The organism is Aquipuribacter hungaricus (assembly GCF_037860755.1).
Taxonomy (GTDB): Bacteria; Actinomycetota; Actinomycetes; order Actinomycetales; family JBBAYJ01; genus Aquipuribacter; species Aquipuribacter hungaricus.
Window position 1 is genome coordinate 1 of sequence record NZ_JBBEOI010000099.1, and the last position, 12815, is coordinate 12815.

Below are 12815 nucleotides of genomic sequence, written 5' to 3' on the forward strand. Positions count from 1 at the left end.
TTGGCCTCCGACTTCTGCGCCCGCGCCGGCCCCGGCCAGCAGCACCGCGAGGCCCGCCGCGGACGACCCGAGCGGCGCACCTGCCGGACCGAGCACGACGACGTCACCGGGGCGGGCGCCGCCCCTGCCGACCGGACCGCCCGGCCCGACGAGCACGCCGGAGGAGGTGCCGGTGAGCACGAGGGCGCCCCCGTCGGCGACGTCGCCGCCGAGCACCGCGGCGCCGGCCGCCCCCGCCTCCGCGGCCAGGCCGTCGGCGAGGTCGAGGCACCAGGACACCGGCGTCGACCCGGGGACGACGAGCGCGAGGACCAGGCCGACCGGGACGGCCCCCATCGCCTCCACGTCGGCGAGCACCTGCACGGCGGCCTTGCGGCCCACCTCGTACCCGCTGGACCAGTCGAGCCGGAAGTCGACGTCCTGCACGAGGGTGTCGGTGCTCGTCACGAGCGGGCCGTCCAGGTCCAGCACGGCGGCGTCGTCGCCGGGGCCCACGAGCACGCGGGCCGGTCCCGTGGTGGTCGAGGCGACGGCGAGGCGGGCGACGACGGCCCTGACCAGCGCGTCCTCCCCCACGTCGGCGACCGTCACGCCAGCGCCGGAGACCGCCCCGGGGTCCAGCGCCATGGTCGGTCTCCTCGCGATACGGTCGGCGGATGGTGCAGGCGTACATCCTCGTGCAGACCGAGGTCGGCAAGGCGGGCAGCGTCTCCGACGCCATCCGCAGCATGACCGAGACCGTGTCGGTGGAGAACGTCACCGGCCCCTACGACGTCGTCGCCAAGGTGCAGGCCGAGACCCTCGACGAGCTCGGCCGCCTGGTCGTGGCGCGGGTCCAGGAGCTGTCCGGCATCACCCGCACCCTCACGTGCCCGGTCGTCAACGTCTGAGCCGCGCCCGCCGGGCCGCGGTCCCGGTGCTGCTGGGCCTCGCCGCGGTCGCCCTGGTCCCCGGTTGCGCCGGCCCGGTGCAGGTGACCGCCGCGCCGGAGGGCTCCTCGGACGCCTGCGCGGACGTGCTCGCCCTGCTGCCCGCGGAGCTCGCGGGGCAGCCCGAGCGGGAGACCCGCGGGGCGGGGACCGCGGCCTGGGGCGACCCGGCCGTGCTGCTGCGCTGCGGCGAGGAACCGGTGCTGGCCTCCACCCAGCCGTGCGTGAGCGTGCCCGGCGGCGGCGAGGACGTCGACTGGGTGGTGCTGGCCTCCGACGACAGCGGCTCCATCGTGCGGACCTTCGGCCGGGACCCCTCCGTGGAGGTCGAGGTCCCGGCGACCTACGGCCCGGCGCCCGTCGCCGTGCTGCCCGACCTGGCCGAGGCCGTCGCCGCGGTGCCCGCCACCGCGGTGTGCACCGGCTGAGCGCTCACCCCGCCGGCGTGCCCGAGAAGGCCCCGCCCGGGCCGCCGACCAGCCGGGCGAAGCGCCGACCGACCTCGCGGTGGGTGGCGGCGTCCGGGTGCAGGCCGTCCGGGAGGGGCCGCAGGCGCTCGTCCTCCTCGCCGTAGAGGGCGCGGCCGTCGACCAGGTGCAGGGCCGGGTCGTCCGGCTGTCGCTCCGCCACCGCACGGGCCACCTCGTCGCGGACCACCCGCAGCGTGAGCCGGCCCGCCGGGACGTCGGCGGGGTCGCCGCTTGCCCGGAACCGCACCCGCCCCTCGCGCAGCGCGTCCAGGTCGAACGCCCCCGGTCCCGGCGTGTCCTCGTGGACCGGGCACAGCAGCGGTGACACCAGCACCAGCGGGGCGGTGGGGTGGCCGTCGCGCAGGGTGTCGAGGAAGCCGTGCAGGGCGGCACGGAACGCCCGCAGCCGCATGACGTCCGCACCGACGACGTTGATGCCGACCTCGAGGCTCAGCAGGTCGGCCGGGGTGGCGGCCAGCGCCCGGGCGGTCGACGGGTCGAGCAGCATGCTCCCCCCGAGGCCGACGTTGACCAGGTCGACGCCGACGGCGGCCGCCGCGACGGCCGGCCACGTGCCGGTGGGCCCGTCCGCGCCCGAGCCCTGGCTGATCGAGCTGCCGTGGTGCAGCCACACCGGGCGCCCCGTGGCGGGGGCCGGGTGCACGGGCGCGTCCGTCCGCAGCTCGACCAGCTCCGTGGCCTCGTCGTGCGGCAGCCAGACCTCCACCGTCTTGTCGACCGCGGGCAGCCCGTCGAAGCGCGCCGTCCCCGGGGCGCCGGTGACCACGGAGGTGGTCTGGGTGGCGAGGTCGACCGTCAGCGTGTCCCCGCCGGCGACGCTGGTCCGGCCGGCCGGGCGCCCGTCGACGAGCAGGTCGTAGACGCCGTCGGGCCGGGCCGGCAGGCCGGGGTAGACCCGTTTGGTCGGGACCGTGACGAGCTCGACGACGGTGGCCGCGGTGCGGAACCGCAGCCGGACGCCGGAGGGCTGGGCCTCGACCATCCGCAGCTGGTCGTCGACACCGAGCCCGCGGGCGCGGGCGGGCAGCCGGTGCGGGCGCAGCCCCCGGGCGGTCGGCTCGAGCTCGAGCGCGCCGTGGACGAGCGCCGGGGTGACGGGGGTGACGTGGCCCGGCCGCACGCCGCTCACGCCGCTCACGCCGCTCACGCCGCGACCCAGGCGCGCAGGGCGAGGTCGACGGTGTCGACGAGGCGTTCCCACGACCGCTGCGACGGGGGCGCGCTGTGGCTGAACCCGCCCGAGGCCTCGAGGTCGACGAAGCCGTGGACGAGGCTGCCGAGCAGCCGGACGCCGTGCGTCTGGTCCTCGCCGGTGAGGTCGTAGCCGCGCAGCACGGCGCGCGCCATCTCGGCGTGCCGGGGTCCTGCGCCGCTGGCGGCCGCCTGAGCGTCCAGGGGCAGCCGGGAGGCCGCGTACCGGCCCGGGTGCTCGCGCGCGTAGCCGCGGTAGGCGTCGGCGAAGCCGCGGACGGCGTCCTTCCCCGCCCGACCGGCGATGCCGTCGGCGACCCGGTCGGCCATCTCCGCCAGGGCGAGCTGGGTGACCCGGCTCCGCAGGTCGTCGGTGCTGGTGACGTGCGAGTAGAGGCTGGCCGGCTGCACGCGCACGCGCCGCGCCAGCGCGGACACGGTGAGCCCGGCGGTGCCGACCTCGTCGACGAGGACGGCGGCCGCCTCGACGAGGCCGGCCCGGGTGAGTCCTGCGCGTGCCACTGGTCCTCCTGCGAGCTCCTCCTATGGGTTGTCGTCGACAGCCTACAGGTCGTAGGCAGCGTGGCCTGCCTGCGCGCACGGGTTGTGTCCGGCCCCCGCGCGATGCTCCTGCCATGCGCAGCAGCCCTCCCGGTGTCGACGACCTGCTCCGGCTGGTCGAGGCCCTCCGGCTGCTCGACCGGTCGGTGGACGACGCCACCCGGGTCTCTCGGCTCCGCGCCCTGGAGATGCTCAAGGCGGCGGCGTCAGCAGCACAGGCCCGCGACACCGCCGACCTGGCTGCGTCCCGACACGCCCAGCGGGCCGCTGCGGGGGTGCCACCGCAGGAGCGGGGGCGAGGTGTCGCCGCGGAGGTGGCGCTGGCCCGCCGGGACTCCCCCCGGCGGGGCGCGCAGCACCTGGGCCTGGCGACGGCGCTCGTCCACGAGATGCCGTGCACCCTCGCCGCGCTGGAGGCCGGCCGCATCAGCGAGTGGCGGGCGACGGTCCTCGTCCGCGACACCGCCTGCCTGACGCGTGCGGACCGCACCGCCGTGGACGCGGAGGTCGCCGGCGACCCCGCGGTGCTCGAGCAGCTCGGGGACCGGGCGCTCGGCGCGCGGGTGCGGCAGGCGGCCTACCGGCTCGACCCGCTCTCGGTCGTCGAGCGGGCCCGGCGGGTGGAGCGGGAGCGCCGGGTGACCCTGCGGCCGGCGCCGGACACCATGGCCTACCTCACCGCGCTGCTGCCCGTCGCGGCGGCGGTGTCGGTCGTCGCCGCGCTGGGTCGTGCCGCCGACGCGGCGCGGGGGTGCGGCGACGGCCGGCCCCGGGGCCAGGTGATGGCCGACACGCTCGTGGCCTCGGTCGTGCAGCACCCTGAGGTCCCAGCCCCCGCCGGGGAGCGGGGGGCCGCGGTCCGGCTCGTCATGACCGACCGCGCCCTGCTGGACGGCGGCGACGAGCCTGCCGACGTCGAGGGGTACGGGCCCGTCCCGGCCGGGTGGGCGCGCGAGCTCCTCGCCGGCACGCTGGACCGCGGCGACGAGGTGTGGCTCCGACGGCTGGTGCTCTCGCCGGTCAGCGGGCGACCGGTCGCCACCGACAGCCACGCCAGGCTCGCCCCGCGGGCCCTGGCCGACTGGGTGCGCACGCGGGACGCCGGGACCTGCCGCACGCCCTGGTGCGACGCCCCCGCGCGTCACGTCGACCATGTCGTGCCGCACGCGCGGGGCGGGCCCACGACCGCCGAGAACCTCCAAGGTCTGTGCGAGGCGTGCAACCACGCCAAGGAGGCACCGGGGTGGCGGGCGTCGGTGGTGCTCGACCGAGCGGTCGTCGGGCGTGGCGGGGCGGCGGCAGTCCGTGGCGACCCGCTGTCGGACGAGCCACCGGACGACGGGCTGGCGGACGACGGGCCGCACACCGTGGTGACCAGGACACCGACGGGGCACCGCTACCGCTCGGTGGCTCCACCGCTGCCGGGCGCGCAGCGGGGACAGGACCCAAGGGGGCAGAGCGGCGGACCACCAGGACCGGATCCCCTGGAGGTCCAGGACGACGGCATCGCCGGTGTCGTCGAGCGCTGGCTCGCCGGCCGGCTGCTCACGGGCGCGCTGGGGCTGCTGTGACGCCCTCGGGCTCGTCGACGGGGCCACCGCCGGCGAGCAGCAGGAGGAAGCCGGTCCCCACGAGCACCGCGACGGCGCCCGCGAGGGCCAGGGTCCCGGCGGCCCCGACCAGTCCGACGAGCGCGGCCCCGAGCAGCAGCGACGACACGTTGGCGCCCTGGTACAGCACGCCGAGCGCGGCGAAGACGCGACCGCGCCGGTCGTCGGGCGTGCGCGCCCGCACCAGCGAGCTGGACGCGACGACGGCGACCCCGTTGCCCGCGCCCGCCACGACCCAGCCGACGACGACCCACGCGAGCTCGAGGCGGAACCCGCCGAGGCTCGCGACGACCAGCCCGGCGCCCAGCAGCACGCAGGAGCCGAGCAGCGCCCGTGCGGTCGCGCCCGAGGTCCGCAGCCGGCCCGCCGCCCAGGACGCGACCAGGGACGACGCTGCCCACGCCGCCGCCACGGCCCCGTACACCGTCTCGCTGGCGCCCAGCAGGTCGACGACGACGAACACCTCGGCGACGTTGACGGACGTCACGCACACCAGGCTCACCGCCAGCCCGACGGTGCACAGCAGCAGCACCCGGTCACCCCTGAGCCACCGCACCCCGGCCAGCACCTCGTCGGCCCGCCCCGCTCTGTCGCCGCTCCCGACGGCGCCGCTCCGGGGTCCACCGTCCTCCTGGGCGGCGCGGACCGGCACGCGCCGGGCGCGCAGCAGGGCGACCAGCCCGGCCTCGAGCACGAACGACGCCGCGTCCAGCCGCAGGGCGGTGCCCGCGCCCAGCACCCCGACCGCCAGGCCCCCGAGCGGCAGGCCGACGAGGAAGCCGACGTTGCCCGCCACGGCGACGGCCGAGTAGCCCCGTCCGGCCCGCTCCTCCCCCACCACCCAGGGGACCAGCGCCTGCACGGCCGGAGCGACGAGGGCCTGGCCGGCCCCGACCACCACGAGCATCCCGACCAGCGCGGGCAGCGAGCCGGTGGCGGTGCTGCCCAGGCCGACAGCGACCGCCTGGGCGAGGCAGGCGAGCACGAGCAGGCGCCGGGCCGGGTACCGGTCGACGAGCAGCCCGGCGACGGGCGCAGCCACGACCGCCGCCAGCAGCTCGGCGCCGAGGGCGAGCGCCAGCGACCACGGCCCGAGGGGCTCCGCGACGAGCACGACGGTCACCGTCGTCGCCGACGAGCCGGCCACCGTCAGCAGCCGCGCCGCCGTCAGCAGCGCGAGGTCGCCCCGCGGCCGGGGCGCCATCCCGGCGGAGGTCACCGCAGCCCGGTGCCGCGCCCCAGCGCCAGGGCGAGCAGCCGGTCGACCAGCTTGGGGTACGCCACCCCGGTCTCGGCCCAGAGCCGCGGGTACATCGACGTGGCGGTGAAGCCCGGCATGGTGTTCACCTCGTTGACCACCAGGCGGGGCACGCCGCCGGACAGGTCGACGAACCAGTCCACCCGGGCGAGCCCCTCGCAGCCCAGCACCTCGAACGCCCGGACGGACTCCGCCCGCACGAGGTCGGCCACCTCCGTCGGCAGGTCGGCCGGGGTGTCGAGGCGCACGGCGTCCCCGTCGAGGTACTTGGCGTCGAAGTCGTAGAAACCGTCGGTGAGCACGACGATCTCGCCGCACACGCTGGCCTCGGCCACCCCGCCGTCGAGGCCGCCGAGCACGCCGCACTCGACCTCGCGCCCCGTCACCGCCTGCTCCACGAGGACCCGGGGGTCGTGCTCGGCCGCGGTCTCCAGCGCGGCGAGCAGCGCGGCGGGGTCCGTCGGGTCCTCGAGCCGGGTGATGCCGAAGCTCGACCCCGCCCGCGACGGCTTGACGAAGACCGGCGCGCCCAGCCGGGCCACGGCCGCCACGACGCCGTCGAGGTCCGTGCGCCACCGGCGGGGCTCGACGAGCTCCCAGTCCGCGACGGCGAACCCCTCGTGCTGCAGCAGCACCTTCATCGTGTGCTTGTCCATGCAGGCGGCGGAGGCGAGCACGCCCGAGCCGACGTACCGGGTCCCCGCGAGCTCCAGCAGGCCCTGCAGCGTGCCGTCCTCGCCGTAGGGGCCGTGCAGCAGCGGCAGGACGACGTCCACCGCACCCAGGTCGACCGGGGCCTGCCCGTCGACCACCCGCACCAGCGCGGTGCCGTCGGTGCCGGTCCGCGGGAGGACCCGGCCGGGCTCGGCGGCCGCGGCGGCCGTCACCTCGGGCAGGTCCCGGCCCCGCAGCGCCCACCGGGCCGGGTCGTCGTCGACGAGCAGCCAGGTCCCGTCGCGGGTGACCCCGAGGGCGAGGACGTCGTAGCGGCTGCGGTCGACGGCGGCGAGCACCCCGGAGGCGGTGACGCAGGAGATGCCGTGCTCCGTCGAGCGGCCGCCGAAGACGACGGCGACGCGGGGACGGGGTCCGGCGGGCGGGCTCATGGGCCGCCACGCTAGCCGTGCCGCCTACGCTGCAGCCGTGCAGCCGACCCCCGACTCGCCGCTCGCCCCGCAGACCCGCCTCGTCCACCTGGGCCGTCCGGCGCGGGTCCCCGGCGGCCCGCTGAACCCGCCGGTGGAGCTGTCCACGACGCTGCACGCGGCCACCGACGAGAGCGGCGGCGCCGACGCCGGCGTCGTCAACTACGCGCGCTCGGGCGTGCCCACCTGGCAGGCGCTCGAGGAGGCCCTCGGTGACCTCGAGGGCGGGACGGCGCTCGTGCTCGGCAGCGGCATCGCCGCGGTCGGTGCAGCGGTCCAGGTCGTCCTCGACGAGCGGGCGGGCTCCGGTCGCACGCCGGTCGTGGTCGCGCCCGCGCACGGGTACTCCGGCACGCTCGGCCTGCTCGACCACCTCCGGGCCACCGGCCGCATCGACCTGGTCTCCGTCGACCCCGCCGACACCGGCGCGATCGTGGCCGCGGTGGACGGCGCCGACCTGCTGTGGGTCGAGAGCCCGGTCAACCCCACCATGGAGGTCACCGACCTCGTCGAGGTGTGCGGCGCCGCCCGCCGTGCCGGGGCACGCTCGGTCGTCGACAGCACCTACGCCACCCCGCTGCTGCAGAACCCGCTCGCGCTCGGTGCCGACGTCGTCGTGCACTCCCTCACCAAGTCCGTCGCGGGGCACTCCGACGTGCTGCTCGGCGCCACCGTGACCGCCGACGACGGCCTCGCCGCCGCGCTGCACGACCACCGCACCCGCAGCGGCGCGGTGCCCGGACCGTTCGAGACGTGGCTCGCCCTGCGCGGCCTGCGGACCCTCGACGTCCGCCTCCAGCGCGCGCAGGAGAACGCCCAGGTCCTCGCCGAGCGCCTGCTCGAGCACCCCGCCGTGCTCCGGGTCCGCTACCCCGGCCTGCCGTCCGACCCGGGCCACGAGGTCGCCGGCCGCCAGATGCGCGGCCCCGGCACCCTGCTCGCGGTCGACCTCGCGGGCGCCCGCGAGGCCGAGGCCCTGGCCGCGGCGGTCCGCGTGTGGACCCACGCCACCAGCCTGGGCGGCGTGGAGTCGCTGCTCGAGCGCCGCCGCCGGCACAGCGGCGAGCGGGGCACGGTGCCCGAGGGCCTGGTGCGGCTGTCGGTCGGCATCGAGCACGTCGAGGACCTGTGGGCCGACCTGGCGCAGGCGCTGGACGCCACCGCCCGCTGACCGGTCACCCGGCTCGCGCTGACCGGGCGCTGACCGGCTCCGCTAGCCGCTCTCGGCCTTGCGGGCCCGGCGGAACATCGTCGCGGCGAGCTCCTGCGGGCGCAGCGCCCCCGTGACGACGGCGGCGACGGCCTCGGTGATCGGCACGTCGACGCCGAGCGAGCGCGCCAGGGCCAGCAGCGAGCGGCAGCTGACGACGCCCTCGGCGGTGCGCCGGGTCGCGCCGACGACCTCGTCGACGCTGTGCCCGGCGCCGAGCTGCTCGCCGAAGGTGCGGTTGCGGCTCAGGGGCGAGGTGCAGGTCGCCACCAGGTCGCCCATGCCGGCCAGGCCGGCGAAGGTCTGCGGGTCCGCGCCCAGCGCGGTCCCCAGCCGCGCGGTCTCGGCCAGCCCGCGCGTGATGAGCGAGGCCTTGGAGTTGTCGCCCATGCCGAGCCCGACGGCCATGCCCACGGCGAGCGCCATGACGTTCTTCATCGCCCCGGCGATCTCCACGCCGACCACGTCGGTGTTCGTGTACGGGCGGAAGTAGTCGGTCGAGCACGCGGCGGCGACCCGCTCGGCGAGCGCGACGCCGGGTGCGGCGACGACGGTCGCCGTGGGCTGGCGCTCGGCGATCTCGCGGGCGAGGTTGGGCCCTGACACCACGGCCACGCGGGCGGCGTCCACCCCGGCGGCCTCGGCGACGACCTCGCTCATCCGGCGCCCGGTGCCCAGCTCGACGCCCTTGGCGAGGCTGACGAGCACCGCCCCGTCGGGGATCGCGCCCGCCAGCGGTCCGAGGGTGTCCCGCAGCACCTTGGACGGCAGCGCGAGGACGAGCACGTCGGCCCGCGCGACGGCCGACGCCGCGTCGGTCGTGGCCCGGAGCGCCGAGGGCAGCTCGATGCCGGGCAGGTAGGCGCTGTTGCGGTGGTCGCCGTCGATCTCGGCCACGACGGCGGCGTCCCGGCCCCAGACGGTCGACGGGCAGCCCGCGTCGGCGGTCACCGCGGCAAAGGTGGTCCCCCACGAGCCGCTGCCCAGGACGACGACCCGGTCGGTGCTCACGCCCGCGCCGCCCCGCCTGCGCGGTCGTCCGACGGTCCCCCGGCCGCGCCACCAGCTGGTCCGGTCGTCGGGCCGCAGTCGTGCCCGTCATAGCGGCCGGTCTCCGGCAGCCCCGCGGCCTTGGGGTCGAACAGCGTCTCGGGCGGGGTCTCCCCGCGCTGCTCGGCGACGATGCCGACCAGGGCGGCCATGATCCGGTCGGTGGCCTCGCGGAGGGTCTCGGCGTCGACCGGCCGGTCCCGCAGGTCGTCGAGGTCGACGGGAGGGCCCGCCCAGACGTGCACCGTCTTGCGCGGGAACAGCCGCAGCCGCGTGGTGTAGCGCGGCAGCACGGTGTGCGCCCCCCACTGGCCGATCGGCACCACGGGCGCCCCGGTGGCCAGCGCGATCCGGGCGGCGCCGGTCTTGCCCCGCATCGGCCACAGGTCGGGGTCGCGGGTGAGCGTGCCCTCGGGGAACACCGCGACCAGCTGGCCGGCGCGGACGGCGGCCACGGCCGAGTCGTAGGCGCGGGCGGCGTCGTCGGTGCCGCGGTGGACCGGGATCTGCTGGGCGCTGCGCAGGAGGGGGCCCAGCCCGGGCACGGAGAACAGGCTCGACTTGGCGAGGAAGCGCATGACCCGGCCGTTGCCGTGGACGAAGTGCGCGAACGTCATGGGGTCGAGGTTCGACGCGTGCACCGTCACGGCGACGACGCCGCCGGTGCGGGGCAGGTTCTCGCCGCCCCGCCAGTCCCGGCGCAGCAGCAGCCGCAGCAGCGGGATGACGACGAGGACGGTCGCCCGGTACCCCCAGCCCAGCCGCGCGCTCGTCTCGGCGCGATCAGCCACGGGTCACCTCCGTCGGTCGTGGCACGCGTGGTGCGTCCCGGCGACGCCCGTCGCCGCGGAGCACAGTAACGGGGCCGCACGGTGCGGGCAGCAGGCCGGCGGGGTGGCTGCCCGAGGCACGGACGGCGGACGCACGGCGGACGCACGAGGGACAGACGAGAGCCGCACGAGGGACGGGCCGGGGCGGTGGGAGCATGTCCGCGATGCGCAGCGCCGACCCCCAGGACCGGCCCGGCCGCTGGACCGTGGTGCTACCCGTCAAGGGCGGCACGATGGCCAAGTCCCGGCTGCGGCACCCCGCCCGGGCGGGCCTGGCGGCGGCGGTGGCGCTGGACACGACCGCCGCGGTGGCGGCCTGCCCGCGGGTGCGCCGGGTGCTCGTCGTCACCGGGGACGCCGCCACCGCCGCCGCGCACGTCGCGCTCGGCGCCGAGGTGGTAGCGGACCCCGGCGGTGGCCTCGCGGCCGCACTCGCTGCTGGCGCCCTCGCCGCAGGTACCTCTGCAGGTGCCGCCGCCGCTGGTCAAAGCCCCACCGACCCCGGCCCGTGCGCCCTCCTGCTCGCGGACCTGCCGGCGCTGCGCCCGGACGACCTGGCGCAGGCGCTGCAGGCGTGCGAGGACGCCCTCGCCGCCGGTGCGGACCAGGTCACCGTCCCGGACGCCGACGGCACAGGCACGGTCCTGCTGGCCGCGGCCTCGCCGCGGGACCTGCGCCCCCGGTTCGGACCCGGGTCCGCTGCGGCGCACGCGGCGACGTCGGTCGTCCTGGTGGCCGCCCCCGCCCGGTTGCGCCGCGACGTCGACACCGCCGAGCACCTGGCCGAGGCAGAGGTGCTGGGGGTCGGCCCCCGGACCGCGGCCGTGCTGGCCGCGGTCCAGGGGTCCGCCTAGCTGACGGTGCCGATCCGGCTCAGCCCCGCTCGACCATGGCGCCGAGCGCGGCGAGCTTGTCGCCGAACCGCTCGTAGCCGCGGTCGATGAGGCCGATGCCGTGCACCTTGGAGGTGCCCTCCGCGGCCAGCGCCGCGATGAGGTGGCTGAAGCCGCCGCGCAGGTCCGGCACGGTGATCTCGGCCGCGTGGAGCTTGGACGGGCCGGACACCACCGCGGAGTGCTGGAAGTTGCGCTGGCCGAACCGGCAGGGGCCGCCGCCGAGGCACTCGCGGTAGACCTGGATCGTCGCGCCCATCTCGCGCAGCGCCTCGGTGAAGCCGAACCGGTTCTCGTACACCGTCTCGTGGACGATGCTCAGCCCGCTGGCCTGGGTGAGCGCGACGACGAGCGGCTGCTGCCAGTCGGTCATGAAGCCGGGGTGGACGTCGGTCTCCAGGACGATCGAGCGCAGGTCGCCGCCCGGGTGCCAGAACCGGATGCCGTCGTCGCGGACGTCGAACTGCCCGCCGACCTTCCGGAAGACGTTGAGGAACGTCATCATCTCCGGCTGCGTGGCGCCCTCGAGGAAGACGTCGCCCTTGGTGGCCAGCGCGGCGCACGCCCAGGACGCGGCCTCGATCCGGTCGGTGAGCGCGTGGTGGTCGTAGCCGTACAGCTTGTCGACGCCCTCGATCCGGATGACCCGGTCGGTGTCGACGCTGATGATGGCGCCCATCTTCTGCAGGACGGCGATGAGGTCGCCGATCTCCGGCTCGATGGCGGCGTTCTTGAGCTCGGTCACGCCCTCGGCGCGGACCGCCGTGAGCAGGACCTGCTCGGTCGCCCCGACAGACGGGTACTCCAGCTCGATCTTGGTGCCCTTGAGCCCGTTGGGGGCGCTGATCTTGATGCCGCTGGGGAGCTTGTCGACGACGGCGCCGAAGCGTCGCAGCGACTCCAGGTGGTAGTTGATCGGGCGGTCACCGATGCGGCAGCCGCCGAGGTCGGGGATGAAGGCCTCGCCGAGGCGGTGCAGCAGCGGCCCGCACAGCAGGATCGGGATGCGGCTGGTGCCGGCGTGGGCGTCGATGTCGGCGCTGTGGGCGCTCTCGACGTCGGTGGGGTCCAGGACGAGGGTGTCCTCGCCCTCGGTCCTCACCGAGACGCCGTGGAGCTCCAGCAGGCCGGTCACCACGCCGACGTCCCGGATCTGGGGGACGTTGCGCAGCCGGCTCGGGGTCTCTCCCAGCAGGGAGGCGACCATCGCCTTGGAGACGAAGTTCTTGGCGCCCCGCAGGCGGATCCGTCCGTGGAGGGGGGAACCGCCGTGGACGATCAGGGTGTCGGTCATCACCCCCCCATGGTGACCCATGAGGGGACGCGCCCCCGCACAGCGCGTGCGACGGCGCGTCCCGGGCGGCTCAGGGCTGCGTGGTCCCGGCCCCGTCGTCGAGGACCTCGGCGATGGGCGTGGCCGGCGACGGCTCCCCGGCGACGGCCGCCTGCTTGGCGGCGGTGGGCCGCTCGGCGAGCGCCTGCGGGGTGGCGTCGACCGCAGCGTCGGTGCCGGCCGAGGCCGAGGTCCCGGCGGGCGTGCGTCCGGCTGCCGGGGTCCGCTTGGCCGCAGGCGTCCTCTTGGCCGCCGGCGTGCGCTTCGCGGCGGGCGTGCGCTTGGCGGCGGGCGTGCGCTTCGCGGCGGTCGAG

Annotated in this window: 13 protein-coding genes and 1 pseudogene; 5 read left to right on the plus strand and 9 right to left on the minus strand. The window is 77.0% G+C overall.

The window, feature by feature from the left end; translation table 11 throughout:
• Positions 1-627: AIR synthase related protein (locus tag WCS02_RS11460; protein ID WP_340293184.1), on the minus strand; the 627-nt coding region annotated here is incomplete at its 3' end.
• 29 nt (positions 628-656) lie between these two features.
• Between WCS02_RS11460 and WCS02_RS11465 the strand changes: the two genes are divergently transcribed.
• Both WCS02_RS11465 and WCS02_RS11470 read left to right on the plus strand, forming a co-directional pair.
• Entirely contained in the window at positions 657-890 is a 234-nt protein-coding gene (locus WCS02_RS11465) for an Lrp/AsnC family transcriptional regulator (protein WP_340293186.1), read from the plus strand.
• Positions 891-916: 26 nt separating this feature from the next.
• Positions 917-1357, plus strand: a complete 441-nt coding sequence (locus tag WCS02_RS11470) for a DUF3515 family protein (protein WP_340293188.1) — start codon at positions 917-919, stop codon at positions 1355-1357.
• 4 nt (positions 1358-1361) lie between these two features.
• Here WCS02_RS11470 and WCS02_RS11475 read toward each other — a convergent pair whose 3' ends face one another.
• Positions 1362-2567, minus strand: coding sequence for a GDSL-type esterase/lipase family protein (locus WCS02_RS11475; protein WP_340293190.1), 1206 nt, complete (start codon positions 2565-2567; stop codon positions 1362-1364).
• Entirely contained in the window at positions 2564-3133 is a 570-nt protein-coding gene (locus WCS02_RS11480) for a TetR/AcrR family transcriptional regulator (protein ID WP_340293192.1), read from the minus strand. The genes WCS02_RS11475 and WCS02_RS11480 overlap by 4 nt, the downstream gene beginning before the upstream one ends.
• A 113-nt stretch (positions 3134-3246) precedes the next feature.
• On the opposite strand from WCS02_RS11480, the gene WCS02_RS11485 reads away from it, so the two are divergent.
• Positions 3247-4743, plus strand: a complete 1497-nt coding sequence (locus WCS02_RS11485) for an HNH endonuclease (RefSeq protein WP_340293194.1) — start codon at positions 3247-3249, stop codon at positions 4741-4743.
• On the opposite strand, the gene WCS02_RS11490 is transcribed toward WCS02_RS11485, so the two are convergent.
• Both WCS02_RS11490 and WCS02_RS11495 read right to left on the minus strand, forming a co-directional pair.
• A complete protein-coding gene (locus WCS02_RS11490) occupies positions 4718-6001 on the minus strand; it encodes an MFS transporter (protein ID WP_340293196.1) in 1284 nt (427 codons plus the stop codon). The genes WCS02_RS11485 and WCS02_RS11490 overlap by 26 nt on opposite strands.
• Positions 5998-7146, minus strand: coding sequence for a D-alanine--D-alanine ligase family protein (locus tag WCS02_RS11495; RefSeq protein ID WP_340293198.1), 1149 nt, complete (start codon positions 7144-7146; stop codon positions 5998-6000). Before WCS02_RS11495 ends, WCS02_RS11490 begins: the two co-directional genes overlap by 4 nt.
• 37 nt (positions 7147-7183) lie before the next feature.
• Between WCS02_RS11495 and WCS02_RS11500 the strand changes: the two genes are divergently transcribed.
• Positions 7184-8356 (plus strand): trans-sulfuration enzyme family protein, encoded by a 1173-nt coding sequence (locus WCS02_RS11500; RefSeq protein ID WP_340293200.1) that lies wholly within the window; start codon positions 7184-7186, stop codon positions 8354-8356.
• A gap of 42 nt (positions 8357-8398) precedes the next feature.
• Here the strand turns inward: WCS02_RS11500 and WCS02_RS11505 are convergent, their stop codons facing one another.
• Both WCS02_RS11505 and WCS02_RS11510 read right to left on the minus strand, forming a co-directional pair.
• Positions 8399-9406 (minus strand): NAD(P)H-dependent glycerol-3-phosphate dehydrogenase, encoded by a 1008-nt coding sequence (locus tag WCS02_RS11505; protein ID WP_340293202.1) that lies wholly within the window; start codon positions 9404-9406, stop codon positions 8399-8401.
• Complete coding sequence (locus tag WCS02_RS11510) at positions 9403-10236, minus strand: lysophospholipid acyltransferase family protein (protein ID WP_340293204.1); 834 nt, start codon at positions 10234-10236, stop codon at positions 9403-9405. The genes WCS02_RS11505 and WCS02_RS11510 overlap by 4 nt, the downstream gene beginning before the upstream one ends.
• Before the next feature lie 203 nt (positions 10237-10439).
• On the opposite strand from WCS02_RS11510, the gene cofC reads away from it, so the two are divergent.
• Positions 10440-11129 (plus strand): 2-phospho-L-lactate guanylyltransferase, encoded by a 690-nt coding sequence (cofC, locus tag WCS02_RS11515; RefSeq protein ID WP_340293206.1) that lies wholly within the window; start codon positions 10440-10442, stop codon positions 11127-11129.
• A 19-nt stretch (positions 11130-11148) separates the two neighbouring features.
• Here the strand turns inward: cofC and murA are convergent, their stop codons facing one another.
• The gene (gene murA / locus WCS02_RS11520; protein WP_340293208.1) at positions 11149-12462 is read right to left on the minus strand and encodes a UDP-N-acetylglucosamine 1-carboxyvinyltransferase; all 1314 of its coding nucleotides are present in this window, start codon (positions 12460-12462) and stop codon (positions 11149-11151) included.
• Between the two features lie 70 nt (positions 12463-12532).
• Positions 12533-12815 (minus strand): annotated as a pseudogene (locus WCS02_RS11525) (hypothetical protein); the annotation flags it as partial.

What these genes read in the sequence shown, in the direction of transcription:
- WCS02_RS11465 (WP_340293186.1), top strand. Translation starts at nt 657, where the DNA reads ATGGTGCAGGCGTACATCCTCGTGCAGACCGAGGTCGGCAAGGCGGGC.
- WCS02_RS11485 (WP_340293194.1), top strand. Translation starts at nt 3,247, where the DNA reads ATGCGCAGCAGCCCTCCCGGTGTCGACGACCTGCTCCGGCTGGTCGAG.
- WCS02_RS11495 (WP_340293198.1), bottom strand. Translation starts at nt 7,146, where the DNA reads ATGAGCCCGCCCGCCGGACCCCGTCCCCGCGTCGCCGTCGTCTTCGGC.
- cofC (WP_340293206.1), top strand. Translation starts at nt 10,440, where the DNA reads ATGCGCAGCGCCGACCCCCAGGACCGGCCCGGCCGCTGGACCGTGGTG.
- murA (WP_340293208.1), bottom strand. Translation starts at nt 12,462, where the DNA reads ATGACCGACACCCTGATCGTCCACGGCGGTTCCCCCCTCCACGGACGG.